24 protein-coding genes and 1 tRNA gene are annotated in these 23,876 nt (G+C 70.0%); 12 read left to right on the top strand and 13 right to left on the bottom strand.

Annotated features, from left to right (window positions below; translation table 11 throughout):
* Positions 1–4: 4 nt before the first annotated feature.
* Positions 5–760: an FHA domain-containing protein gene (locus J4557_RS23355; protein WP_208268851.1), complete on the bottom strand. Its 756-nt coding sequence runs from the start codon at positions 758–760 to the stop codon at positions 5–7.
* Positions 761–887: 127 nt separating this feature from the next.
* On the opposite strand from J4557_RS23355, the gene J4557_RS23350 reads away from it, so the two are divergent.
* Positions 888–970 (top strand) — tRNA-Leu (locus J4557_RS23350).
* Between the two features lie 170 nt (positions 971–1,140).
* On the opposite strand, the gene J4557_RS23345 is transcribed toward J4557_RS23350, so the two are convergent.
* Genes J4557_RS23345 through J4557_RS23330 form a run of 4 tightly spaced genes read right to left on the bottom strand, consistent with a single transcriptional unit; the run spans position 1,141 to position 4,857 of the window.
* Positions 1,141–2,352, bottom strand: a complete 1,212-nt coding sequence (locus J4557_RS23345; RefSeq protein WP_208268850.1) for an ABC transporter permease — start codon at positions 2,350–2,352, stop codon at positions 1,141–1,143.
* The gene (locus J4557_RS23340; RefSeq protein ID WP_208268849.1) at positions 2,349–3,041 is read right to left on the bottom strand and encodes an ABC transporter ATP-binding protein; all 693 of its coding nucleotides are present in this window, start codon (positions 3,039–3,041) and stop codon (positions 2,349–2,351) included. Before J4557_RS23340 ends, J4557_RS23345 begins: the two co-directional genes overlap by 4 nt.
* Positions 3,038–4,264: a peptidoglycan-binding protein gene (locus J4557_RS23335; RefSeq protein WP_208268848.1), complete on the bottom strand. Its 1,227-nt coding sequence runs from the start codon at positions 4,262–4,264 to the stop codon at positions 3,038–3,040. The genes J4557_RS23340 and J4557_RS23335 overlap by 4 nt, the downstream gene beginning before the upstream one ends.
* The gene (locus J4557_RS23330; protein WP_208268847.1) at positions 4,261–4,857 is read right to left on the bottom strand and encodes a hypothetical protein; all 597 of its coding nucleotides are present in this window, start codon (positions 4,855–4,857) and stop codon (positions 4,261–4,263) included. The genes J4557_RS23335 and J4557_RS23330 overlap by 4 nt, the downstream gene beginning before the upstream one ends.
* A 400-nt stretch (positions 4,858–5,257) precedes the next feature.
* Between J4557_RS23330 and J4557_RS23325 the strand changes: the two genes are divergently transcribed.
* Positions 5,258–5,977, top strand: coding sequence for a response regulator transcription factor (locus J4557_RS23325; protein WP_372442515.1), 720 nt, complete (start codon positions 5,258–5,260; stop codon positions 5,975–5,977).
* Positions 5,974–7,491 carry a sensor histidine kinase gene (locus J4557_RS23320; RefSeq protein ID WP_208268846.1) on the top strand — a complete coding sequence of 506 codons (1,518 nt, stop codon included), beginning with the start codon at positions 5,974–5,976 and terminating at the stop codon, positions 7,489–7,491. The genes J4557_RS23325 and J4557_RS23320 overlap by 4 nt, the downstream gene beginning before the upstream one ends.
* Before the next feature lie 300 nt (positions 7,492–7,791).
* Here J4557_RS23320 and J4557_RS23315 read toward each other — a convergent pair whose 3' ends face one another.
* Complete coding sequence (locus J4557_RS23315; protein WP_208268845.1) at positions 7,792–8,013, bottom strand: ATP-dependent DNA ligase; 222 nt, start codon at positions 8,011–8,013, stop codon at positions 7,792–7,794.
* A 578-nt stretch (positions 8,014–8,591) separates the two neighbouring features.
* Here J4557_RS23315 and J4557_RS23310 point away from each other — a divergent pair.
* Positions 8,592–9,326 (top strand): hypothetical protein, encoded by a 735-nt coding sequence (locus J4557_RS23310; protein ID WP_208268844.1) that lies wholly within the window; start codon positions 8,592–8,594, stop codon positions 9,324–9,326.
* A gap of 119 nt (positions 9,327–9,445) precedes the next feature.
* On the opposite strand, the gene J4557_RS23305 is transcribed toward J4557_RS23310, so the two are convergent.
* Positions 9,446–9,670, bottom strand: coding sequence for a hypothetical protein (locus J4557_RS23305; protein ID WP_208268843.1), 225 nt, complete (start codon positions 9,668–9,670; stop codon positions 9,446–9,448).
* A gap of 199 nt (positions 9,671–9,869) precedes the next feature.
* On the opposite strand from J4557_RS23305, the gene J4557_RS23300 reads away from it, so the two are divergent.
* Both J4557_RS23300 and J4557_RS23295 read left to right on the top strand, forming a co-directional pair.
* Entirely contained in the window at positions 9,870–10,316 is a 447-nt protein-coding gene (locus J4557_RS23300) for a hypothetical protein (protein ID WP_208268842.1), read from the top strand.
* 364 nt (positions 10,317–10,680) lie between these two features.
* The gene (locus tag J4557_RS23295) at positions 10,681–11,142 is read left to right on the top strand and encodes a hypothetical protein (protein ID WP_208268841.1); all 462 of its coding nucleotides are present in this window, start codon (positions 10,681–10,683) and stop codon (positions 11,140–11,142) included.
* A 47-nt stretch (positions 11,143–11,189) separates the two neighbouring features.
* Here J4557_RS23295 and J4557_RS23290 read toward each other — a convergent pair.
* Positions 11,190–11,977 (bottom strand): IS5 family transposase gene (locus J4557_RS23290; RefSeq protein ID WP_307800152.1). Its coding sequence is split into 2 segments (ribosomal slippage): positions 11,190–11,647 and positions 11,647–11,977, totalling 789 coding nucleotides; the frame shifts between segments, so codons are not numbered across the junction.
* Between the two features lie 569 nt (positions 11,978–12,546).
* On the opposite strand from J4557_RS23290, the gene J4557_RS23285 reads away from it, so the two are divergent.
* Both J4557_RS23285 and J4557_RS23280 read left to right on the top strand, forming a co-directional pair.
* On the top strand, positions 12,547–12,699 hold the full coding sequence (locus tag J4557_RS23285; RefSeq protein ID WP_208268840.1) for a hypothetical protein: 153 nt from the start codon (positions 12,547–12,549) through the stop codon (positions 12,697–12,699).
* 334 nt (positions 12,700–13,033) lie between these two features.
* Positions 13,034–13,699, top strand: coding sequence for a winged helix-turn-helix transcriptional regulator (locus J4557_RS23280; protein WP_208268839.1), 666 nt, complete (start codon positions 13,034–13,036; stop codon positions 13,697–13,699).
* A gap of 30 nt (positions 13,700–13,729) precedes the next feature.
* On the opposite strand, the gene J4557_RS23275 is transcribed toward J4557_RS23280, so the two are convergent.
* On the bottom strand, positions 13,730–15,274 hold the full coding sequence (locus J4557_RS23275) for a DHA2 family efflux MFS transporter permease subunit (protein ID WP_208268838.1): 1,545 nt from the start codon (positions 15,272–15,274) through the stop codon (positions 13,730–13,732).
* A 59-nt stretch (positions 15,275–15,333) separates the two neighbouring features.
* Here J4557_RS23275 and J4557_RS23270 point away from each other — a divergent pair, with 59 nt between their 5' ends.
* A complete protein-coding gene (locus J4557_RS23270; RefSeq protein WP_208268837.1) occupies positions 15,334–15,951 on the top strand; it encodes a winged helix-turn-helix transcriptional regulator in 618 nt (205 codons plus the stop codon).
* A gap of 177 nt (positions 15,952–16,128) precedes the next feature.
* On the opposite strand, the gene J4557_RS23265 is transcribed toward J4557_RS23270, so the two are convergent.
* The 4 genes from J4557_RS23265 to J4557_RS23250 form a co-directional block, all read right to left on the bottom strand.
* Entirely contained in the window at positions 16,129–17,349 is a 1,221-nt protein-coding gene (locus J4557_RS23265) for an MFS transporter (protein WP_208268836.1), read from the bottom strand.
* Positions 17,350–17,503: 154 nt separating this feature from the next.
* The gene (locus tag J4557_RS23260; protein WP_208268835.1) at positions 17,504–18,202 is read right to left on the bottom strand and encodes an SDR family oxidoreductase; all 699 of its coding nucleotides are present in this window, start codon (positions 18,200–18,202) and stop codon (positions 17,504–17,506) included.
* Between the two features lie 100 nt (positions 18,203–18,302).
* Entirely contained in the window at positions 18,303–19,187 is an 885-nt protein-coding gene (locus J4557_RS23255) for an alpha/beta fold hydrolase (protein WP_208268834.1), read from the bottom strand.
* A gap of 19 nt (positions 19,188–19,206) precedes the next feature.
* Positions 19,207–20,103, bottom strand: coding sequence for an SDR family oxidoreductase (locus J4557_RS23250; RefSeq protein ID WP_208268833.1), 897 nt, complete (start codon positions 20,101–20,103; stop codon positions 19,207–19,209).
* Between the two features lie 224 nt (positions 20,104–20,327).
* On the opposite strand from J4557_RS23250, the gene J4557_RS23245 reads away from it, so the two are divergent.
* From J4557_RS23245 to J4557_RS23235, 3 genes are all read left to right on the top strand, one after another.
* A complete protein-coding gene (locus tag J4557_RS23245) occupies positions 20,328–20,930 on the top strand; it encodes an RNA polymerase sigma factor (RefSeq protein ID WP_208268832.1) in 603 nt (200 codons plus the stop codon).
* Positions 20,927–21,949: a CU044_5270 family protein gene (locus J4557_RS23240; RefSeq protein WP_208268831.1), complete on the top strand. Its 1,023-nt coding sequence runs from the start codon at positions 20,927–20,929 to the stop codon at positions 21,947–21,949. The genes J4557_RS23245 and J4557_RS23240 overlap by 4 nt, the downstream gene beginning before the upstream one ends.
* Before the next feature lie 299 nt (positions 21,950–22,248).
* Positions 22,249–23,853 carry a hypothetical protein gene (locus J4557_RS23235; protein WP_208268830.1) on the top strand — a complete coding sequence of 535 codons (1,605 nt, stop codon included), beginning with the start codon at positions 22,249–22,251 and terminating at the stop codon, positions 23,851–23,853.
* The last annotated feature ends 23 nt before the right edge of the window (positions 23,854–23,876 follow it).

Here is a 23,876-nt window from a genome sequence, read left to right as displayed (position 1 = left end):
GGGGTTACTCCCTATCGCGGCGGAACACAAGGGTGGTGCGGCCCATCGTGACCCGGGAGCCGTCCACCAGCGTCACCCGCCGGATCGGCTGCCCGTTCACGAACGAGCCGTTGGTCGACCCTAGATCCACGAGCACGATTTCGGGACCTTCTACGCGGATCTCGGCATGGTGCCGGGACACGCCCGGATCCACGAGACGCAGGTCGCAGTCGGTGCCGCGGCCGAGCAGGGTGACCGGAGTGTTGATGTCGTAAGTGCGCTGCGTGGTGTCGGAGCCCTCCACCGCCGTCGTCACCAGGAGCCGCGGGTTGCCGGCGAAGGCGCCGCCCCGCCCGCCCTGCGGCACGTCGCTCACGGGCTGGCGGATCTCCCCGCCCTCCACGGTCGACCCCCGGATCACGCCGGACCGGATGCGGAACATGCCCGTGGCGAGGTCCCCCGCGTTCTCGAACCGGACGCGCACCGGACCCACGAAGGAGTACCCCTGCTCCTTCGCGTACTCGCGCGCCAGATTCGCCAGCTCCTGGCTCAGGCTGTCGGCGTACACCTGCAGCCGCTGCCCGTCCTGCTGAGAGATCTCGACGACGAAGTCGTTCGGGACCAGCGTGCGGCCCTGTGCCACGATCGCGGCCCGATCGTCCATCTCGCGCTGCACAGCACTGGCCACCTCGACCGGCTGCAGCTCCGACTTGAAGGCACGGGCGAAGGCCCCTTCGACCATGCCCTCGAGCCGTCGCTCGAAGCGCTGAATGACGCCCACGGGCACCTCCTCTCCCCACTGGTAGACGATCGTATCGGTGCGAAGGTTCGCGAGAAGTATCCGAGTACCTAACCACTGCTCAGGCCGTGCTAGCCTTTTCAAGCGCCCGGAAACGGGCCGACACCCTGGGCGGGTGGCGGAACGGCAGACGCGCACGGTTCAGGTCCGTGTGTCCGAAAGGATGTGAGGGTTCAAATCCCTCCTCGCCCACTCAAGGGGTGCAGACGAAAGTCCCACCCCCACAGTGACGAAACGACCCCGAAGCTAGCAAGCTTCGGGGTCTTTGTTGTTGCGAACGCCAGTCTTCTGTGACTGCTGGGACCGGAGGGGCGAGCACTCGGGTGGGGAGGCGGCGTGTTCCGGGGGCGTACCGGCGGCCGTCAGGTGGCTGCCAGCGCTTCGGTCGGGGGGAGCCGGGCCGCGCGGACCGCCGGGTAGAAACCGGCCAGGCAGCCGATGACGAGTGTGGCTCCGGCCCCTCCGGTCATCGCCCACAGCGGCACCACCGTCGGCCAGCCCTGATAGCCGGCGTAGGCCGCCGTCACCGCGATGGCCAGTGCGACCCCGCCGAGACCGCCGAGGATGGACAACAGCAGGGATTCGCACAGGAACTGGGTGCGGATCTGGCCCCGGGTGGCGCCCAGCGAGCGGCGCAGGCCGATCTCGGCCCGCCGCTCCAGCACCGAGATCACCATGGTGTTGGCGACCCCGACGCCGCCGACCAGGAGCGCCACTGCGCCCAGGCCCAGCAGCAGCCCCGCCAGTGCGTCGTCGGCGGCGTGCTTCGCCGCCAGGGTGTCGGAAGGACGGGAGACCTCCACCTCGTTGGGGTTCTGCGGGTTGGCGGTGGCGCCGAGCAGTTGCTGGACGTCGGTGACGGATGCCTCCTCGACTCGGGTGTAGATCGTGGTCGCGTACCCGTCGAAGCCCAGCTCCTCCTTGGCGGCCGGCCAGCCGATCAGTGCCGCGGAATCCAGCTCGGGGGCCAGTTCGTTGGCGGCCAGCAGGCCGAGCACGGTGAACCAGCGGCCGCCCAGCCACACCTGGACGTCGGGCCCGGTCTCGAACACACCGAGACGCTCGGCGGCCTCCGGGCCGAGCACGACCGCCGGGTAGCGTGCTGTGGCGGCGGTGAGCCAGCGGCCGTCGACGACGTCGATGCCGAGGGTCTCCGGCAGGTCGGTGCGAGCGGCGTACACCGAGATGCCGCCGGTCTCCGCCTTGGGAACAAGGTCGTTGCGGTACACGTTCGCGTCGGTCTCGCCGATCGCCGAGACCGATTCGACGGCGTCGATGCCCGCCACCATCTCCACCGCCTGGTCGGGCAGATGGGCCGTGCCGCCGGCGAAGGTCTTCCCGGGGGTCACGGTGAGCAGGTTGGTGCCCAGCGAGGCCAGCCTGCGGTTCAGTTCCTCCTGGCTGGAGGCGGAGATGCCGACCACGCCGAGCAGCGCGGCGACCCCGAGGGCGATGCCGAGGGCGGACAGAAACGCGCGCATCGGGCGCGAGCGCAGGCCGGAGCCGCCGACACGGATGACGTCCGCCGGGTTGAGCCGGGCGGGTTTCGGCGGGGGCGGGGTCAGCGCCGTCATGCGTCGGCCCGTTCCGGCACGGTCGAGTCGTGCTCGATCCGGCCGTCCTTGATCCGGACCTCGCGCGGCAGCGACGCGGCGATGTCCCGGTCGTGCGTGATCACGACCACCGTCGTCCCGGCTCGGTGCAGTTCGTGCAGCAGCTCCATCACCACCGCGCCGGAGCGGGAGTCCAGCGCGCCGGTGGGCTCGTCGGCGAGCAGCAGCGGCGGATCACCGATCACCGCGCGGGCGATGGCGACGCGCTGTTTCTCGCCGCCGGAGAGTTGGTGCGGCTCGTGGTACAGCCGGTGCCCCAGCCCCACCCGGCGCAGCGTGTGCCGTGCCAGTCGACGGCGCTCGCGCAGCGGCCGGCCGCCGTAGAGCAGCCCGTCCGCCACCGCGTCCAGAGCCGGGACACCGGCCGCCAGGTGGAAGGACTGGAAGACGAACCCGACGGTGGCCGCGCGCAGCGCGGACAGCCGGCGGTCGGACAGGTCGGCGACGGAGTGCCCGACGATGCGGACCGTGCCGGAGGTGGGGCGGTCCAGGGTGCCGATGATGTTGAGCAGGGTGGACTTGCCGGCGCCGGACGGGCCGACGATCGCCAGCATCTCGCCGCGCCGGACCACCAGGCCCGCATCGGCGAGGGCGGCCACGTCTCCGTAGGTCTTCGACACACCGGACAGTTCGAGTACGGGCGGCTTCACTGCGGGATCCCCACCTTCAGGCCCTCGACGATGCCGTCGCCCGATATCTCGACCATGGCGTCCGCGAACAGGCCGAGCTTCACCGGGCGATACTCCACCCCGCTCGCGGTGACGGCCTGCACTGCGTAGCCGCCGCCCTTACGGGCGACCAGGGCGTTGACGGGCACTGCGAGGACGTCCTGGCGGCTTTCGGCGGCCAGGGTCACCTCCACTGGAGCGGCCTGGTAGCGGCCGAGCTTCTTCTGGTCCTTCACCGACAGCGTGACCGGCAGCGTGGCCGTGTCGTCGCCGCCTGACCCGGTGGGCTTGGCGGTGACGGCGTTGCCGACATGGGTGACGGTCGCTTCGGCCTGAGTGCCGTTGGGGAGCGTCACGGTGGCCTTGGTGCCCTCCTTGACCAGGTCCTCGTACCTCGTTTCCAGATCGACGGTGATGAGCCGCTTGGTGCCGGTCCAGGTGAGAATCTCGCCGGAGGCCGTGGTGCCGCGGTTGGCCTTGACCTCGGCGACGCGTCTGGCGCCGGAGGCGACGACGCAGTCGCCTGGCGCGACCTTTCCCGTCTCCTTGCGGCCCAGGTCCTTCTGCCAGGCGCGCACGGCATCGGCGGTGCCGGAGGTGTACTCCAAGTCCACGGTGAAGCCGGTGTAGCCGAGGGCGGCGAGGTTCTTCTCCAGCACTCCGACGTCCGTGCCCTCGGCGCCGACGTTGAGGACGCGGTAGAACGGGGTGGAGCCGTACAGCAGCGGCACCCTGTCCTCGTTCACGCGGTAGACGGTCTCGCCACGCTTGATCACATCACCCTCGCGGGGCAGCCAGGTGAGCATCCCGCCGCCGTCGCCGGAGCCGCCGCCCCGGGCCGGCTGCTCGCCTGCGCCGCTCCCGGCCTGCACGGGGCTCGTACGGCCGTAGCCGAGGGTGCCGTCCACCTTCTCGCCGCGGGTCAGGGTGGTCCGCTCCACCTCCGCGGTACGTGTCGGGCCCGAGGGGGCGGCCACGGGGCCGTTCCCGCCGTCGCCGCCCAGCGCGCCGGTCGCGGCGATGATGCCCGCGGCCGTCAGCGCGGTCGCGGCCAGGACGATGAGCGAGACGCGCACCGGATGCCGGCGACGCCGCGGCGGCCCGGTGGCCTTGGGCGGGACGCCCTCGGCATCGCGGGCGTCGAAATCCGCGCCACCGGACGTCCGGGCGGCGGCGGGGCCCTGTTCGCTCTCGGGGCGGATCACTGGCCCGGCCCGTTCCGCCTCATCGTGATGTTGCCGCTCGGACGCTGCTTCTGACAGGTCTCCAGTGCCTTGTCCAGCGGCCCGCCTTCGTAGTCAGGGACGCCCGTCATGTCGACCAGCGCGGCGTTGCCGACGATCTTCGGGTCGGGAAAGTTCGGCACGCCGTGCTCGCGGACGCACTTCGCCCACGCGCGGGCCTTCGCCAGGTCGGCCGGCTTGCCGTCCTTCGCCCCCTTCTCGCCCTGCGGGGAGAGGTCCTTGCACGCCTCCTCCGCCTTCTTGAACTCCGCCGACTGCGGGTCGATGCCGGAGTCCTTCTTGACGATGGCGTTGCCGTCGCTCGGGTCGGGGAAGTTCTCCACGCCGTTCTCGCGCATGCACTTGGCGAACGCGAGGGCACGGCCGTCCGCGCTGGTGGGAGTCGCGTCACCCGGATCGGCCGCTTTCGGGGAACCGCCCGTGCAGGCCGTCAGGAGCACACCCGACAGCAGCAGCGGGACCAGGGACAACACCCCGGGCCTGCGGCGCTTGTACGACTCGACTCTGGTCGAGCCGTCCCGCGCGTCCATCACCTGATCCAGCGTTCGTCCCATCCCCGGCACCCCATCTCTCGCCACGCCGCCGGCACCCGTCGCGCCGATCAGCCGCTGCGACAGCGAGCGTGCCGGAACGGGATCAACGGGACTTGAGCCGAAAATGAGAGGTTCCTTGGCCCCAGGCCGGTCGGCACCCGGACTCCACGGCCGCTGACGCGCGCGGAACGGGGGGGGTTCATTGGAGGATGTAGCCCTCGACCTGGGACTGCCGCTGCCGCGACCCACAAGAACGGAAGTCCTGCACAGATCGTGGAACTGACGCTGAGCGATGATCAAGGCAGGTATCGCGCATGTGCGGCCGCCGACGCTGATCGTTTCCTGAGCGGCCCCTCAGCGGACGCTGATATTGGCTGGCCAGTATTCGGACAGGGCCCCCTCCAAGGCCCGACTGAGAGGCATGATGAACGAGGCGAGCAACGAACACCGGTCAGGGCCGAAGAAGCGGCTGCTGGTGGTCGAGGACGAGCCGAATCTCCTGGAGGTGCTGGCCGGGAGCCTGCGCTATGCGGGGTTCGACACGGTCACCGCGTCAACCGGGCAGGAGGCACTGACGGAGGCCCGCCGCCATCGCCCCGACGCCGTCGTCCTCGACGTGATGCTGCCCGACCTGGACGGTTTCGAGGTCCTGCGCCGGTTGCGAACGAGCGTGCCCGCGCCCGTCCTCTTCCTCACCGCCCGGGACGCCACCGAGGACAAGGTCCGCGGTCTGACCATCGGCGGCGACGACTACATCACCAAACCGTTCAGCCTCGACGAGGTGATCGCCCGTATCAACGTCGTGCTGCGCCGCCATCAGGGCCACGGCGGCACACCGTCCGCTCGGCTGGCCTTCGCCGATCTCGAACTCGATCAGGAGACGTACGAGGTGTGGCGGTCCGGCGAGCGGATCGCCCTGTCGCCCACCGAGTTCAAGCTGCTGCGCTACCTCATGGAGAACCCCGGCCGGGTCCTGTCCAAGACACAGATCCTCGATCACGTCTGGAACTACGACTTCCGTGGTGACAGCGGCATCGTGGAGACCTACATCTACGCGTTGCGCCGCAAGCTCGGCAGACCACAGGCCCCGCTGATCCACAACCTTCGCGGGGTCGGCTACGTGCTGCGGCCGCCGTCGTGAATCTGCCCGCTCTCGCGCGGCTGCCCCTGTGGGTCAGGCTCGCCGCCGCCATCCTGCTCCTCGTCACGGTGACGCTCACCGCCATCGGCGCGGCCGGAGTGACGGTCCTGCACGGACAGCTCCTCGACCGGATCGACTCCCAGCTCAGCTCGCTGGCCAAGGCCTACCCCCAGGTACCGGAAGGCCCGCAGGAAGAAGCGCCGGCCCCGAACACCTACACCGCACCGGCGGTGGGCCAGTACGGCGTCTACCGGATCCAGCGGCATGACGCCGACGGTAAGCGGGTGAAGAGCACCCACCCCGGGCCGGAGCCGAGGGGAGGTCCCGAGATTCCTGAGGACGCCGCCTGGCTCGGCCGGCACGCGGGTCATCCGGTGACCGTGGCGTCGAGCGCAGGCGAGGGCGGATGGCGGGTCCTGGTGCAGCCACTGGCGGGCACATCGGGGTGGGTCGCGATCGCGACCGCCCTGGGCGAACTTGACGCCACGATCTCCAAGCTCGTCACCATCGACCTGGCAGTGGGCGTGCTCGGCCTAGTCCTCCTGGCCGTGGCCAGCGTCATGATCGTTCGGACGAGCCTGCGGCCGCTCGCCAAGATCGAAAGGACCGCGGCGGCCATCGCCGCGGGAAACCTGTCCCAGCGGGTACCGGAACATCCACCGCGGACCGAGCTGGGCCGGCTCGGCCGCGCACTCAACGGCATGCTCGCCCAGATCGAAGGGGCATTCCAAGCGCGTGCCCAGTCGGAGTCGACGGCCCGGCAATCGGAGGAACGGATGCGCAGATTCGTCGCCGACGCCGGACACGATCTGCGTACACCGCTGTCGGTCATCATCTCCTGGGCGGAATACGCCCACCGCGGCCCTCCCCAGGACCACGCCGGCCTGGAGCGGATCCTGTCCACCATAGGAAGCGAAGCCACCCGGATGAGCACGCTGGTGGAGGACCTCCTGCTGCTCGCCCGGCTCGACCAGCAGCGTCCCCTGGAGCGGCGGCCGGTCGATGTGCTCGCCCTGGCCGTCGACACGGTACGCGATGCCCGCCTCCTCGCCCCCGATCGTGACATCCATCTCACGGCGGACGACCGCGCCGACTACATCGTCACCGGCGACGAGCTCCGACTGCGCCAGGCACTGTCCAATCTGACCAGCAACGCCCTAGCCCACACCCCACCGGGCACCCCGATATCGGTCGAACTCAGCCAGGGCCGCCTCGACGACACAGCCGCCCTGGTACTGGACGTCGCCGACCAAGGCCCCGGCCTCACCCCTGAACAGGCGGAGCGCGTCTTCGAACGCTTCTACCGCACTGACACCTCACGAACCCGCCGTACTGGTGGCTCCGGACTCGGACTCGCCATCGTCGCCTCGCTGGCCGCCGCCCACAAAGGCACGGCCAGCGTCCACACCTCGCCCGGGGCGGGGGCAACGTTCCGCATCACCTTGCCGCTCGCCGACGCAGGCGCGCCTTCGAAGGAGCGGGGTGATCCTCCCGCATCAAGCAACGCTCTGTGATCTGCTCACACCGCAGGCCAGAGCCGTATCCGACGGATCCTTCGCCAGGACTACCGGGACCCCCACCGTCGCTGCGCCGAGCGGGCGGGCTGGCTCGACAGTGCGGGCACCGATGGGCGCCCCTGACTGAAAAGGCCGCCACGCCGCCGCGTGGGCCCAGGCACCGTCGGCGCAAGGTGGCATCGGCTTCCACCCAGCTCTGAGCTGCGATGACTGGCGCCTTGGATCCTCCGCCGGTCCAGGTGGAAGATGATCTTGCTTGTGGAATCCGGGGTGGCCGGGACACCGCCCCGCTCCTGGTCAGGGAGTTTCGTCAGTGCCCCGTGGCAGCATGTCGAACACCGCCATCACGATCTCGGGGAAAGCGGTGTTGAGGCGCCGCTGCCGACGTGACCAAAGATGCACGCCGGCGTGCTCGTCAACGCGCGCGACCGCGCGGAACCCGTCCCACTTGGGCTCGTATCGGCAGCCGCCCGGGCAGGACCGCTCGTCGGGGATGACGTCGGAACTCGCCGCCGCCATGGGCACGACGGGACGCCGGATGTGCACCTCTCGCCCCTCGCATCCCCCTCGCGTGCAGGCCTGCCTGATACGCCTACCCGTGGAGCGGATGCAGGCGCAGGGCGCGGCCGAACCTTGGGTTGAGATTGACCTCAGCCGCCCTCGAGCCTGTGCCACGGGCCGGTCTGGGTGGTCACTCGACCTGGCAGGCTCTGTCGACGGCGGATATGAGCAAGGTCTCTGAAGGACGGCCGCCGTGCAGCCCGCGCGATGCAGCGGCGGGTCATCAGATGCAGGTTGCCGAACCGGAGACCGCCGCGACGGAACTTCTTGGATGCGGAGCAGGCGGCGCCGAGTGGCCGTCGCGCGCCCGTGAACCGTCCGAGTAATCCCCGATTCGGCGCGACGCGTCTAATCATTGCCGCACCGCGGAGAACGGGGGTCTCGACATGCTGAGGCGAGCGTGGAAGCGGCGCGGACCGCAGAAGGGTGCCCCATCGGCCGGGGGAGCGAGCACGGGGACATCGCTCCTCCCGCCCACGGCGGTCGGCCTGAGCCCGCCCATGGCCCGCGCCCGGTACCGCCGGCATACGATCCTGATGCTCTGCCTGTTCCTGCTGAGTTGGGCGGTGTACCTGCGGTGGAACCTGGACGCCATGGTCGACACGGTCCGGCTGGCCGCCGCGCCGGCGTACACCGCGGCCGTGGAGCCGCCCGACCCGGGCAGTGACCTGCCGGTGCTCCACTGGACCGACGCGGATGGGGCCGAGCGTTACGGGCTCCCCGACGCGGCCGACGATTATCGTCCCGGCGAGAAGGTCCGCGTGCTGGAGTACTCCGCGCCCACCTGCTGGATGTGGGAGAGCGATCAGGACGGGCAGGACGACGTGTCCGGGATGGTCGTTTTCCTGTTCGTCCTGCCCGCCGCCGCGATCATCGGTTACCTCGTCCACCGGCGCCGGCACTGGCTCGCCATCTTGCGGACGGCGCGGTCGCGCTCGACCGCCGGCCAGGTCGTCGCGCTCTACCAACTCGGCCGCCGCAAGGGCGTGAGGGTCGACATGAGGGCGCGCACGGTGTACGTACCGCTCCTGGACGACCAATTCGTCACCGCCCTGACATCGTTGGACGCGCTCCAGATCCGGCACCGCCCGGACGAGCGCTTCATCACGTTCCACGTCGCCGGCACGGACCGCGTGGTCTGGCCCAGCGGGCCCTACCGGAGGCGTCTGGTGCCCGTGGCCGGCATCGTGGGCCGCCTCCTATTGGTCGGCGGTCCGCTGCTGCTGACCTTCGCCGTGCATCTGTTCACGGCGCCGCTCTCACCGTGCTGAGGCGCCGTGAACAGATAGCGCCGTGAACAGATAGCGCCGTGAACGTCGGCTCAGACAACGCCGGGCACACCGAGACCGCTAACGCCTCTGCTGATGAGACCGGGCATCGTCGGGCGGGTTCATCCCTTCTCGTCTTCCAGGTCCTGCTGGAAGATCCTTCGCCTGTACCAGGTGTCGAAGATCAAGCCGTAGAGGACTGCAAAGGCCAGGCCGAGGAGGGCCGCTGCGATCCAGGAAACGTCCGGCTTCATCACGTGCGCGAGCAGGCCGAAGAGGACGCCGCCGATGAAGTAGAGGAAGACGCGCAACGCGAGCGGGCGTTCGGAGACTCGCTGCTTGGCCATGGTCTCTTCACCTCGGTGTCGGATTCCGCGTGGGCCTTCAGTGGCGCGGTGGGGGATTCGGGGCGACGAAGATGGAGTGTAGGAGTGTTAGCGGCCAGTTGGGATTCCCCACTGGCGGCCACTTAGTGGGGATCTATCTGGCCGCCAATATCGCTCTGTGTAGCATCTTGGAGCTTGTGGAGGTCGCTAGTCTGTCGATGTGGCTGAGACCGGGGACGAAGAACGGCTGATCGCTGAAGGCTTTGGGCGCGTCCTGGTCGAACTCGACTGGTACGACGGCCTACGCAGGGGCCTTGCTGAGATCGACGGGCAGGTGCACTACTTCCAGTGCCTCAACTACGTCGACGAAGTCGAAGGAGCTCAGTACTCCGTGTGGCCCGCGAGCGATGACGCCGTGGCCATGGAGACAGAGCAATGGATGATCTACGTCAGGTGGAGTCGCCGCCATGAGACCGGCAAGGCCGGGCCCCATCCAGGAGGCGGAGGGGTCGACGCGCGGTATGACGAACTGGAGCTGCTACTCACGCCACACCGGCAGGTGCCGGCTGACGCGCGGGAGTTCGTCGCCGAATGGTGTCCCGGCACAGGTGCGCGCTACCAGGCCGAGGGAATCGACGCCTGGGTCCGCTGGAAGCGGAGCACGTGAGTCCGCCACGATCACGAGAGATCCCTCCGCGGAGATCGCCGAGACCGACGCGGACCACAGGAGCTCACGGAGAGTGCTCAATTGACTGGCCGTACGCGGGGAATTCGCTCTGGCCGCTGTCATAGCAGGCGGGCCATCTGACCGCCTATCTGCTCCCAGCGCGGTGTCGGCCAGTGCCAGCAGGGGGCGGCTCGCTCTCGGCCACCTCATCGATAGATCCCCCGTGAGCACTCCGCCCCTGCCCTGGAAGGGTCTTCCTCCTTACCTCTGGGCCTCACCTCCTCTGACTACCTAGCGCCACCATCTGATTACGCTCAGACTTCCAGTGGAGTCGCCTCACTCGCCACGGGAAGGTGGGCAAATCATGCACGCAGGTCACCGGATCGCTGTAGCGGCGGCAAGCACGGTAGTCGCAGGAGCGGCCCTGATGATCCCGCTAGCGCCCTCGCAGGCGGCGGTCAACCATCAGGCGCACAGCGCGACCGCCGCTGCCGGCACGGAGTGCGTGTCGTCCAGTTTCGCGACAGCGTGTTTCCAGAAGCATGGAGACAAATTCACGCTGTACAACGGGAGCTATCGGGACGGCGACGTGGCGGCGCTGAACTGGAGCAACTATCTGCGGACCCGCTCCGGATCGTGGAAGTACTACCGAAAAGGCCACCTTGCTAACCCCTTTCCTCAGAGGTGGAGGGGGCCCTGGATTCGCAACCTCTACGAAGACCAGTCCGTAAACGCCTACGGCGGCAAGGGAAGCGGGATCCGCTTGTCCGCGTGCGCCACCGGAAAAGGCTGCTCGCGATACATCTGGATCCGCAACAGCGAGTAGGCGACCGAACAATGCGGGTGCCCCTGCCCTAAGAGGTCGTAACAGAATCAGCGGACGAGGCGTCGCCAGCAGATGATGGCTGCGGCGAGGGTCATGAGGGCTTCGTGGATGTCGTCGCGGATCTCCCAGCGGATGCGTAAACGGCGGAACCAGTGCAGCAGGCCGATGGTCCGTTCGACGACGTAGCGTTGGACGCCCAGCCCGGATCCGTGCGGGGCGCCGCGGCGGGCGATGACCGGCTTGATGCCCTTGGCCCAGACCAGCCGCCGGTATTTGTCGTGGTCGTAGCCGCGGTCGGCCAGCAGCCGCCCGGGTCTTCGCCGAGGCCGGCCGACCCGGCCCCGGACCGGTGGCACCGCCTCCAGCAGCGACATCAACTGAGTGACGTCGTTGCGGTTCCCGCCGGTCAACGACAGGGCGAGCGGGGTGCCGTGGCCGTCGGTCAGCAGGTGGTGTTTGGAGCCTGGCCGGCCGCGGTCGACCGGGCTCGGCCCGGTTTTGGGTCACCTTTCAATGCCCGCACGTGGGAGCTGTCGATCATCGCCCTGGACCAGTCCAGCTGCCCGGCGGCATGCAGCTCCTCCAGTAGGAGCCGGTGCAGCCGCTCCCACACCCCGGCCTGATGCCATTCGGCCAGTCGGCGCCAGCACGTCATGCCCGACCCGAACCCCAGCTCTTGGGGCAGGTACTCCCACCGGATCCCGGTGTGCAGGACGAACAAGATCCCGCACAACACCTTGCGGTCGTCCAGCCGCTTACGCCCGGCATGGCGCTTACGGCGCTCCACTTTCGGCAGCAGCGGCTCGATCCGCTCCCACAGGCTGTCGGGCACGATCCATGGGGGTTGCTCGCCCTTACGCACCCGCCCACACCACACCCGACCATCACTACATGTCGCGCTACATGCACATTTTGTTATGACCTCTAAGCAGCGACAGTCACAAGTCCGAGAGGCAGTCGGAGACGACTCAGGGCTATCGAGTGAAAGATGATCTTGCTTAGCGTGGAATCCGGTGGTGCGGGGGCTTCGCGTTGTCGCTGATCAAAGAGTTTCGTCAGTAGCCCACTCAAGGGGTGCAGACGAAAGTCCCACCCCCACGGTGACGAATCAGACCCCGGAGCGGCAAGCTCCGGGGTCTTCGTCGTTACGGGGCCGGTCTTCCGTGACTGCCGGGACCGAAGGGGCAGGCGCGCAGGCGAGTGCCTCGGCCCTTGGGTCTGGTTTGCGGTGGTGTGCCGGCGTCGTGAGCGCTGGGCGGTCAGGCTGTGCGCGGGGTGATGTGCCCGGTCGGTGTCCAGCTGCCGCGTGGCTTGAGGCGATGCCGCGGATGCGCCGGTTGCCGCCGTGCTCGATGCCTCCGTAGGCGTCGGCCTTGGCGTAACCGGTGTTTGCTGGGCGCCACAGTGATCATCGATCGGGGCCCCGGGCACCGCTCGGGGATCGTCGGCGCGACGCTCCCCGGCCACGACGCCACCCGGCTCGGCGAGGACCTGCGGGCCCGCGGGTTCGTCGTCGGCGCCCGAAGCAGTGCCCTGCGGATCTCCCCGCACGGCTAGCCTGGCCGCGGCCGCGGTCTACCCCCTCACCATCGCCATGCGCACCATCCCGGGGCACCGCCTACGCCGTCTTCGCCGGTGTGGGCCCCGTCGGCTGCCATCACGCTCGGGGTGGTCGTGAACCGCGCCCCCGCTCACCGCCGGCTGCCTGGCGGCACTCGCCCTCATCGTCGCGGGCCTCGCCAGGCTGGTCACCGCCGACCGACGCGCGCGGAGGTGGTCATGATCGGCGGGCACGCGCCGCCGCACGGGCCGGTTCCGCCAAGGCAGTCGCGAGTACGGCAGGGGAACCTGTTGGAACCGCTGCCGAACCTCACCGGTTAACATGCCAGGCGTGGAGAGCACTCGCACCTATGGAGAGGCCTGCGCGACGGCGCACGCCTTGGACCTCATCGGTGAGCGTTGGGCTCTGCTGATCATCCGCGAGCTGCTGTTCGGGCCCAAGCGGTTCACCGACCTGCGGGCCGGGCTGCCCAACGCCGGCCCCAACCGGCTGTCGCGCCGCCTTCGCGAGCTGGAAGGGCTCGGGCTGCTCCGCAGGCGAAAGCTCGCTCCACCGAGCGCGTCGTGGGTGTACGAGCTGACCGACTGGGGCCGGGAGCTCGAGCCGGTCCTGGTCGAGCTCGGCCGCTGGGGGCGCCGCTCCCCGTTCCGCGATCTGGAGGCCCACATCAGCAGCGACGCGGTCATGCTGGCGCTGCGCGACGACTTCACTCCCCCGGCCGGCGACGACCTCGCCGGCACCTTCGCGATCCGCTTCGGCGAGGACCATTTCGTCGTCCGCCTCGACGCCGGCGGCATCGACATCGAACGCGGGGACAACGCCCGTCCCGACGCCACGATCGACACCGACGCCAGGACGTTCGCGTCCCTCATGACCAGGAAACGGAACCTGGCGGAGGCCCTGAGCGCGGGCCAGGTGACCGTCGGCGGTGACCGGGAGGCTTTCGAACGCCTCCTCGCCGCTCTCACCCGTCCCGAGGTCGCGCCCGCTCCGTGACCGGCCGCGCGCGCCGGGGCCGGACGCCCGTCACATGCCGACGGGGTCGGGAAGGGTCTCGCTCTCGGCGGAGCGCGGCACGGCGGGATGGACGGGAAGGAACAGCACGGCGAGCACGGCGCCCGCGGTGACGAGCGCTGCCGCGGTCAGGCAGCCGTAGTGGAAACCGTGCAGGAAGGCGTCCACGGCGGCCGAGCGGAGGTGGCCGGCCTGCCCGGCCGGGAGCCGTGACGCGACCTGGAGCGCGCCGCCGAGCGAGTCGTCCGCGGCGCGGGCGGCCGGGGTGGGGAGACCCGCCGGAGCGGTGGCGTGCAGGCGGTCGAGGTAGAGCGAGGCGGCGATGCTGCCGATGACGGCGACGCCGAGGGTTCCGCCGAGCAGGCGCGTCGCGTCGTTGACGGCGGACCCGACGCCGGCCTTGTCCGGCGATACCGCACCCATGATCGCTTCCGTCGCCGGGGCGCTGGTCAGGCCCATGCCGGCCCCGAGGACGACCATCTGGATTGCGAGCTGCGGGTAGGCGGTGCCGGCGGACGCGGTGGAGATCCACAGGAACGCGGTGGCCAGCAGGAGCAGGCCGGCGGTGACGACCGCCTTGTTGCCCGCCCGGACGGTGAGCCGCGCGCCGAGCACCGAGCCGGCCGCGACCGACAGCGCGACGGGCAGCAGGCGGACCCCGGTCTCCAGCGGGGCGTAGCCCTTGACGAGCTGGAAGTACTGGGTGATCAGGAAGATGAAGCCCGACAGCGCGAAGAACGCCACGGTCACCGCGGCGCTTGCGGCGGTGAAGCGCGGGTTGCGGAACAGGGCGATGTCGATCATGGGATGGGCGGAGCGGCGCTCGGCGAACAGGAACACCGCGAGCAGGGCGACCCCTGCGCAGATCCCGGCGGCGACGCGTCCCGAGCGCCATCCCCATTCGGACGCCTGGATGATGGCGAAGACCAGGGCGGCCATTCCGGCCGTGGACAGGACCAGTCCGATCCAGTCCGGGGGCGGGGTGGACCGGTCGCGGGAGTCGGGGACGAACAGGACGGTCAGGACCAGGACGGTGGCGGCGACGGGCACCATGGCGACGAAGACGCTGCCCCACCAGAACCACTCGAGCAACCGGCCGCCGACGATGGGCCCGAGGGCGATGCCGGCGCCGGTGGTGGCGCCCCACAGGCCGATGGCTTTGGCCCGTTCGCGGCGTCCGGGGAACAGGTTGGAGATCGCCGACAGGGTGGCCGGGAAGATGATCGCGGCGCCCAGGCCCATCACTGCGCGGGCGGCGATCAGCTGGCCGGTCGTGTCGCCGAACGATCCGGCCAGGCTTCCCAGGCCGAAGACGCCGAGCCCGGCGAGCAGCGCGTTGCGGCGTCCCAGCCGGTCGCCGAGGCTGCCGGCCGCGAGGACGCACGCGGCGAACACCAGGTTGTAGGCGTCCACCACCCATTGCAGCTCGGTGGTCGAGGCGTCCAGCTGCCGGACGAGGCTGGGCAGGGTGACGTTGACGATCGTCGTGTCCAGGTTGATCAGGAGGGACGCCAGGCAGAGGGTCGCGAGCGCGGGACCGCGAGACGAGCGGATCATGCTTTAGAAACTAAAGTGAATAGAATAGTAAGTCAATCGTCGATGTTAGGATCGCGTTCGTGAAGTCCTATGGCGAGTACTGCGCGCTGGCACGCGGGCTGGACGTGATCGGAGACAGGTGGTCGCTGCTCATCGTCCGGGAACTGCTGATCAGACCCTGCCGCTACACCGACCTCCGCGACGGGCTGCCCGGCATCGCCTCCAACCTGCTGGCCGACCGGCTGCGCCAGCTCACCGACGCGGGAGTGGTGGCCGCCGGGAAGGAGCCGCCGCCGATCGCCACCACCGTCTACCGGCTCACCGAACGCGGCCGGGAACTGGAGCCCGCGCTGCGGGAACTGGCCCGCTGGGGCGCGCCTCTGATGGTCCGCCCGCCGGAGGGCGACACCTTCCGGTCGAAATGGCTCGTGCTGGCCGCCGAGGTCGTCCACCAGCCTCCGGCGGACGGCGCCGAGCGCACGATCCAGCTGGAGACCGGCGACGAGCCCGTGGTCGTGCGCACCGGCAAGGGCCGCGTGCAGGCCCGGGTGGGCACCGCGCAGGACGCCGACCTCGTCGTCGCCGCGGACCCGCCGACCATTCTCGGCCTGCTGTCGGGACGCTTGGCCCCCGACGAGGCCGACGCCGTGTTCACCGGCGACGTCACCGCCCTCACCGGCCCCGCGCAGGCCGGCTGACGCCCGCGTGGACCAGCCGTCCCCGCGTCCCGCGCCGCCGGAACGAGGTGGCGGGGCGAGCCCCGCCACCTCGTCGCCGTCAACGGGCCCGCCCGTTCCGCGGGATCCCGTCATGCCCCATGGCTACCCTCAGCTGGGCAGCCAGTTCCGCTTGCGCGATGTGTTCGCCATGTCGTCTCACCTCCTTTCGCCGGTCTTTCGGACCGTCAGCAGCACGCCGAGCACGCTCAACGTGCCGATGGTTCCGGACCCGCAGATGACCGCCCCCGGCGGAACGGCACCGGCGAGCGCACCGCCGACCGCCATCCCGAGGCCCTGAAGCGTCATCAGCCCCGCGCCCAGCAGCGACATGGCCCGGCCGCGCTTGTCCTCCGGCACCGCGTCCACGAACCACTGGTCCATGCCGAGCGTGTAGGCGGCGCACAGCCCGGTGAGCAGCATGAGCGTCGTGCCGACGGGCAGCGACGGATGGAGTCCGAACGCGACCATCGGCAGCAGCGCGACCGCCGCGAGCGGGAGCGTGATGCGGTTGCGTGCGGCGGCACCCAGCAGGGTGCCGGCCAGCAGTTCCCCCACCACGGTGCCTCCGGGCATCGCGGCGAGGAACAGGCCGAATCCGGCCGTGCCCACCCCGGCGGCGTCCGTGAGGGGCGCCGCGACGCCTTCGGCGACGACGAAGAACATCGGCGGGATCCACCACATCAGCAGCAGGGCCCGGATGCGGGGTTCGCCCAGCAGCCGCCCCGCCGAGGCCATCGTCCGGACCGTGATCGCGCCCCCGCCCGAAACGCGGGCGGGCCGCTCGCGGGTGCCGAGGCGCAGCAGGAGGGCCGAGCCGAGGAACGCCACCGCGGCCGCGGCCAGCGCGGCCCGGGGCGGTAGCCACACCAGGACGAGGCCGCCGAGCCCGTAGCCGACGATCTGGGAGCTCTGCGAGACGATCCGCACGAGCGAACGGCCGAGGACGTAGAGGTCCCGCGGCATGATGTCCGCCAGGCTCGCCGCCCGGGTGCCGGTGAAGAGCGGCGCGATCATCGAGACGGCGCACCGGAGGACGAAGAGCGCGGCGAGCGGTGCCGCCGGTACGGCCATCAAGGCCATGCAGGCCGCCGACAGCAGGTCGCAGCCGACCAGCAGGCCGCGGGGGCGGCAGCGGTCGGCGAGACCGGAGAGCAGCACCCCGCTGACGGCGTAGGGCAGGAACCCGAGAGCGAAGATCAGGGCCGTCAGCAGCGCCGATCCGGTCTGTCGGAAGACGAGTACCGCCAGCGAGACCTCGGCGAAGACACCGCCGAGGACGGAGAGGACGTGCGCCGCGAACACCGCTCGGAACTCCTGGACCGCGAACACGGCGCGGTATCCGGCGGCGTCACCGTCAGGCGGGCGGTGTCCCGACATCACCGCGCTCGCTCGTCATCGATCCCCGACGTCATGCACTTCCTTCCTCGGGCTCCTTCGGGCTCCGACAGCGGAGGCCCGAAGGCGGACGGACGCCCGCCGGCCCCGAACCGGCCATGCCGATGGAGCACCGTGCACGGCCGGCACAGGCCGCTCAGGCGATGGCCGGGAACAGCTTCGCGACGCCGCCCGCGAGGTCGGCCTGGGTCCGCTGCGCGTCCTGGTCGGCGAGGATCTCCACAACGCCCTGCTCGAGGGCGTCGAGCGCGAGCGCGGCGATCACCGCCGGATCGCTCTTGGGGGCGTCGACGGACGCGACCATGTCGGTGTCCAGGTAGCCGACGTGCAATCCGGTGACCTGCGTGCCCTGCGCCGCGAGCTCCAGCCTCAGGGCATTGGTCAGCGACCACTGGGCCGCCTTCGCCGCCGCGTAGCCGCTGTAACCGGGGAAGGTCAGCCACGACAGCACCGACAGGACGTTGAGCATGGCACCGCCTCCGGCGGCGGCCAGGTGCGGGGCGAACGCGCGGCTCACCGCCAGGGTGCCGAAGTAGTGGGTCTCCATTTCCAGGCGGATGTCGTCCATGGACCCGTCGGACACCGAGGCCCCGGTGTAGGAACCCGCATTGTTGATGAGGAGCGACACCTCCGGCACGGCTTCCGACGCGGCCGCCACCGAGGCCTCGTCCGTCACGTCGATGCGGACGGGGGTCACGCCCGGGAGATCGAGTGACGCCACGTTGCGGACACCGCCGTAGACGGTGGCCCCCCGCGCCACGAGCTGCTCGGCGAAACGCCGGCCCAACCCGCGGTTGGCGCCCGTCACGAACGCCGTACTGCCCTCTATCTTCATTGCTCCTCCTTGGAAATATCCGTCGGCGACGGCCATGCGTCGCCGGTCGCCCGGTCGGTCGCAGGCCGGCGCGTCTTCGCGGGCACGGGCCCGTTACCGGTCAGAGCTTCAGCAGAATCTCGGCGAGTCGCGCCGGCTGGGACACGAAAGGCGAGTGCCCGGTGGGCAGTTCTCGTACGTCGGTGGGGTTTTCGGGGGTGTGCTCGTCGGCTTCGCCGATGAAGCGCCTTTGGGCCGCGAGCGGAAGGGCCCGGTCGTCGGTGCAACTGATGTACGTCCGGGGAATCCGGCCCCATCGGGCCGGCGTGATGGTCACCGGCTCGGCCAGCGGGCCGGCAGGGGTGTCGGGCGTCAGAAGATGGGTGACGGCGTCCCAGTCGCCGTCGTCCGCATCGGCGGCGAAGGCCGCCTTGACACTCGCGCGGTAGGCCGGATCGGCCGACCGGAAGTCCATGCGCAGCGCGCCGACGACGGACGGGTCGGCGAGAAGGACGGACGGGATCAATCCGGTGGAGAGTTCGGGCGCGGCCATGTAGTCGCTGAACGACGTGCCATCGGCGATCATCCAGGCGGAGACGTAGACCAGTCGGCCGATGAGGTCGGGAAGGGTCTCGCCCACCCGGTTGAGCACGAGCCCGGCCATGCTGTGCCCGACCAGGACGATCTGACGGTCGGGCATGACCTCGCCGAGCCGCCGGACGGTGGCGGTGACGTGGTCGCAGTAGTCGCGCAACGTCAGGTGCGCAATGGGAGAAGGCTCGGTCGCGAACTCCTGCGGGTTCAGGGGCCGCGTGGTGTACGAGCGGGGGAATCTCGCTTTCAGTCCGTGCCCCGGCAAATCCTGCGCCACCACATGGTGGCCCTCCTGGAGGAGGTGCGCCGCCAATCGCTCGTACGCCCAGGCGCCGTGCGCGCCACCGTGAACAAGCACGAATATCTTCGCTTCCGGGTTCACGGAATGCCCCGGTTCTGTTTCCGGATTCATTGCGGTCACCAATCCGCGATCAGGCCGGAGTGACGGTGTACTGGGCTCCGCCTTGGAAGATGTCGGCGTAGCGGCGGGCGAACTGGGCGAAAGTGGTCGGCTCGATGCCGAGGCGCAGATGGGTGCTGAGGTCGACGGATGAGCGCCCCAGCCTGCGGCGCTCCTCGAAGAGCTGCGCGAACGCGGTCGCGCGGGGCGGCGGATATCCCGCCTCCAGCCAGGCGCGCGACTTCTCCTCGGAGGACACGTCGACGTACCTGACCGGCTTGCCGATGGCGTCGGAGATGTATCCGGCGGCCTCGGCCATCGTGAAGGCCTCTGGGCCGGTCATCGGGTAGACCCTGCCTTCGTGCCCGGACGTGGTGAGCACCTTGTAGGCGACCTTGGCGATGTCGTCGATGTCGATCGGGGCGAGCGTGGTGTCGCCGAGCGGGAGGCGCAGCTCGCCGGACGCGACGATGTCGGGCACCTCCTCGAAGTACACGTGCATGAACTGGCTCGGCTGGAGAATCGTCCACTTCACGTCCGAGGCGAGCAGGTACCGCTGGATCTGCTCGTGACTCCGGCTGGACCGGAACTTCTCATTGTCGAATCCGTCGATGGAGTCCTTGCCGGACAGCTTCACGATGTGGCCGACGCCCGCCCTGATCGCGGCGTCGATGAACGTGCACTGGGTCTCCAGCATCAGCGGGCCGGCACCGGAGATCATCAGTGCCCGGTCCACCCCGGCCAGCGCGTCCTGCAGCGTCTCCGGCCAGAGCATGTCGCCCTGGACGACCTCGACGCCCGGCAGCTCCCGCAGATCTCCGGCCTTCGCCGGGTCCCGTACGAGCGCGCGGACCGGCTCTTTGTTCCGCGCGAACTCGCGCACGGTCGCCGATCCGGGCCGGCCGTTCGCGCCTGTGATGAGGATCATTCGCTCCTGCTTTCCTGCTCGAGGACGAGGGGCAGGTTACCAATCGAAACCTCTTAGTACAACTTTCGTACTTACGGCGTGAGCCGCGACGATGCGGTCCGGGACGGCGGCAGGGCGGCCCCCGAGCCCCCGTGGTCGGGAAAATGGCGGGAACAACACCGCCTCGTCGCACCAAGTACCAGGTGGAACCCGCACCCGGTGTGACGAAGGAGAACGGGTTGGTGATGATCGAGACTTCCCCCGACGCGGACACCGGGGAGGTGAGTGACAGCCGCAGCATCGGGGCGTCACTCGCCTCGCCCGAGCGGTTCGCCGAGATCTTCGACCGGCACTGGGCCGAGATCTACCGCTACATCGCGCGGCGGCTCGGGCCCGAGGCGGCCGAGGACGTCGGCGCCGAGACCTTCACCGTCGCGTTCCGCAACCGCGGGCGCTACGACCTCGCCCGCCAGGACGCGCGGCCCTGGCTGTACGGCATCGCGACGAACCTCATCGGCCAGCACCGCCGCACCGAGCGCCGCCGCCACGAGCTCCTGGCGCGCACCGGCGCCGACGGGGCGAGCCCGTCCTTCGCCGACGCCAGCGACGCCCGGGTGACGGCCGAGCGGCTCGGTCCCCGGATCGCGTCCATCCTGGCGGGGCTGCCGGTGGACGAGCGCGACCTGCTGCTGCTCATCGCCTGGGCCGACCTGACGTACGCCGAGGCAGGCGAGGCGCTGGGGGTGCCCCTGGGCACGGTCAGGTCCCGCCTGCACCGGATCCGCAGGAAGATCCGCCGCGAGTTCGGAGAAGTCGACCCCACACGTCTTGAGGAGGAGAACCGGTGATCGACGAGGAGATCGCGCTCGTCCGGGCGACGCGGCCGGGGGATGTCCCGGACGACCCCGAGGTGAAGGCCCGCGCCTGGGCGCGGCTGCACGCCGAGTTCGGCACCGAGGACACGGCAGGGGCAACGAGCACAACGGACGCCACGAGGGTTCGCCGCCGCTCGCTCCGGAGGCGGCTCATGTGGCGGGTGGCGGCCACAGGGTTGGTCGCCGCGGGCGCCGCAGGGGCGATCGTCGTGACACAGACCGGTGGAGGGCCGGGGAGCAGCACGAAGCGACCGGCCGTGGCCACGGCGGCGCAGACGCTGGAGTTGGCCGCGCAGACCGTTGAGCAGCAGACGGCCCCGCCGCGGCCCCGGCCCTCGCAATGGGTCTACGCCCAGACGGTGAGCGCTTTCGCCCTGACCGACGGGAACGTGGTCGGCCCGGAAGCGATGCACCACGGCAAGGTGAAGGTCGAGGAGTGGTGGCGGTTCGACGGCAAGCGCATGGCCCGGTCCGTCCAGAACGGGAAGCTGTACGTGAAGGGCATCCTCGGACCGGGGGCGCGGCCCCGCCACGACGGCACGGATCCGCGGTTCAACGGCGGTTACATCGGCGGCCCGGGAATCGTCAGCAGAACCCCGAACAAGCTGTACGACTACGTCGCCGGGCTGCCCACGGACCCGGCCGCCCTGCTCGCCCGCATCCGGCGGGACAACGGCGACAAGGGCCAGGACGTCACCACCTTCGGGGTGATCGCGGGGATCCTTCGGGACGACCACCTCATCCCGCCCAAGCTGAACGCCGCCCTGTACCGGGCGCTGGGGAAGATCCCCAGGGTGAGCATCAAGCGGGACGCGACGGACTACGCCGGACGCCACGGCATCGGCGTGGCCTTCGACTCCCCGCAGCGAAGGAACGGCAAGCCGAACATCCAGACGATCGTCCTCGACCGGCGCACCTTCCGCTACATGGGCGATTCCCAGAACGCGGTCCTCGCCTCCGCGGTCGTCGACGACGCCGGCCAACGCGGTTGACCGGCGGCGCCGGTCCAGGGAAGACGTTCGGCGGAGAGGCAGTGCCTCTCTTAAGGGCGCAGACGAAGGTCCTAGCTCCACAGTGACGATTCAGACCCCGGAGCGGCAGGCTCCGGGGTCTTCGTCGTTACGGGTGACTGCTAGGACCGAAGGGGCAGGCGCGCAGGAGAGCACCACTGCCCTTGGGCCAGTTCTGTGGTGGTGCGCCGGGACCTCTCGAACCGGGCAACCGGTAGAGGATCTCGGGCGTCCCCCTCTCGCCGATCATTTCTTGATCGTTCAGGGGAGAGGTACCTTCCATGCGCCGTAAGTCGTCCTTCCTGGTCGCCGCCGTGCTGGTGACATCGGCGGCGTTCGTCCCGGCCGCCGCCCGTGCGGACGCGACGGACGTCAAGCTGACCGCGACCCTCGATCGCCTCGCCCCTGACCGAGTGGTCGTGCTCACCCTCACGGCGAAGTCGGCCGGCGGCGTCACCGACGTCACGGCGAGCCTGCACTATCCGAGCACCTCGGGCGCGGCGTACGACACCGTCCGTTTCACGCGGGTCGCCGGGACGGACCAGGACGGCACGTGGCAGGCCGCGTACCACACCGACATCGCGCGGCATCCCCGCGCCAACTACGTGAACGCACTGGTCACGACGGCGGACGGGGCGACCGCGAGCACGTGGGCCAAGTTCAACGACTGCTACGAGACGAGCATCACCGACCTCGTCGCCGAACCGTCGGTCATCGACGCGGACCACTCGGACGTCACCGTCCACGGTCGCCTCATGGTGCAGAAGTCGCGTGAGGCCGCGCCCGAACCGGTGCCCGACGCCGAGATCATCGGCGATGGTGGTGCTCTCGGCACGCAGGCCGGCCCGGACGGATCCTTCACGTTCACTTCGCGAGGCAGATTCCCGGTGACCGCTTCCTACGGGGCGGACGGGCCGAACTGCGCGGCCGGCCAGGTGACCGGGGTCACCGTCGCGAAGCAGGCGACGGAGCTGTCGGCGCGGATGACGACGGCGCAACCGGTGGCGACCGGTACCGACGTGGCGGTCCAGGGGAGGCTGCTGCGGCATGGCGCGGCGGGTCTGGTGCCCGCACCGGGTGTGCAGCTCACGGCGGTCATCGGTGCGGGGGCCACCGCGGAGAACATCCCGCTGGGGCCGACGGCGGCCGACGGCACGTTCACCTCCCACTTCGCGGCCGACAGACCGGGGCCGCTCACGGTCGTCGCGAGCAGCGACCCGTTCCTCGAGGACGCCCGGACCGCGGCGGGCATGCTGGACGTCCGGCGCCCCACCGTCATCACCGACATGAAACTGACGCCGAACCCCGGTCGTTACGGTCAGCCGCTCTCCATCAGCGGCAGGCTGGGAGCCCTTCCAGGCGCGCTGGCGATCGGGAGCGCACCGCTCGTCGCGGAATTCTCCGCGAACGGAAAGACCGGGTGGGCTGCGGCGGGAAGCGGCAAGACGGCGTCCAACGGACTCTTCCGCCTGACCACCGGGGCGGCCAAGCGGGACGGGTACTGGCGGGTCCGGTACGCGGGCGACTCCGCCTACATGGCGCTCACCGGCAAGCCGGTCGATGTCGACGTGCGGTACGGGACGTCCATCGCCGGTTTCAACGCTTCTCCGGAGCCGGTGGCGAAGGGGAAGACCCTCACGGTCAAGGGGCAGCTGTTCCGGTACATGGACAAGAAGCTGCCGGGGCCGGGCGCGTCCGTTTACCTGTACTTCCAGGCGAAGGGCTCCAGTACCTGGACGCAGATGGCCGTGGTGAAGACCGCGAGCAGCGGGTGGTTCGGCAAGACGTTCAAGGCGTCCAAGGACGGCACCTGGATGGCCGCCTACAAGGGCAGCTCCACCTACCTCGCCTCCAACAAGCCCACCGACTACGTGGACGTGCGCTGAGCGCCCACGGGAAGCACCTTCGC

The sequence above is a fragment of the Actinomadura nitritigenes genome (assembly GCF_017573545.1).
GTDB classification, from domain to species: Bacteria; Actinomycetota; Actinomycetes; order Streptosporangiales; family Streptosporangiaceae; genus Spirillospora; species Spirillospora nitritigenes.
The sequence above is the reverse complement of the archived record's forward strand: the minus strand, read 5'-3'. Positions and strand labels throughout refer to the sequence as shown.

Bases quoted from the DNA above. Each gene is read 5' to 3' on its own strand.
- J4557_RS23345 (WP_208268850.1), bottom strand. From the start codon at position 2,352: ATGACGGCGCTGACCCCGCCCCCGCCGAAACCCGCCCGGCTCAACCCG.
- J4557_RS23330 (WP_208268847.1), bottom strand. From the start codon at position 4,857: ATGGGACGAACGCTGGATCAGGTGATGGACGCGCGGGACGGCTCGACC.
- J4557_RS23325 (WP_372442515.1), top strand. From the start codon at position 5,258: ATGATGAACGAGGCGAGCAACGAACACCGGTCAGGGCCGAAGAAGCGG.
- J4557_RS23315 (WP_208268845.1), bottom strand. From the start codon at position 8,013: ATGGCGGCGGCGAGTTCCGACGTCATCCCCGACGAGCGGTCCTGCCCG.
- J4557_RS23310 (WP_208268844.1), top strand. From the start codon at position 8,592: ATGCTCTGCCTGTTCCTGCTGAGTTGGGCGGTGTACCTGCGGTGGAAC.
- J4557_RS23305 (WP_208268843.1), bottom strand. From the start codon at position 9,670: ATGGCCAAGCAGCGAGTCTCCGAACGCCCGCTCGCGTTGCGCGTCTTC.
- J4557_RS23295 (WP_208268841.1), top strand. From the start codon at position 10,681: ATGCACGCAGGTCACCGGATCGCTGTAGCGGCGGCAAGCACGGTAGTC.
- J4557_RS23275 (WP_208268838.1), bottom strand. From the start codon at position 15,274: ATGATCCGCTCGTCTCGCGGTCCCGCGCTCGCGACCCTCTGCCTGGCG.
- J4557_RS23265 (WP_208268836.1), bottom strand. From the start codon at position 17,349: ATGTCGGGACACCGCCCGCCTGACGGTGACGCCGCCGGATACCGCGCC.
- J4557_RS23260 (WP_208268835.1), bottom strand. From the start codon at position 18,202: ATGAAGATAGAGGGCAGTACGGCGTTCGTGACGGGCGCCAACCGCGGG.
- J4557_RS23255 (WP_208268834.1), bottom strand. From the start codon at position 19,187: ATGAATCCGGAAACAGAACCGGGGCATTCCGTGAACCCGGAAGCGAAG.
- J4557_RS23250 (WP_208268833.1), bottom strand. From the start codon at position 20,103: ATGATCCTCATCACAGGCGCGAACGGCCGGCCCGGATCGGCGACCGTG.
- J4557_RS23245 (WP_208268832.1), top strand. From the start codon at position 20,328: ATGATCGAGACTTCCCCCGACGCGGACACCGGGGAGGTGAGTGACAGC.
- J4557_RS23235 (WP_208268830.1), top strand. From the start codon at position 22,249: ATGCGCCGTAAGTCGTCCTTCCTGGTCGCCGCCGTGCTGGTGACATCG.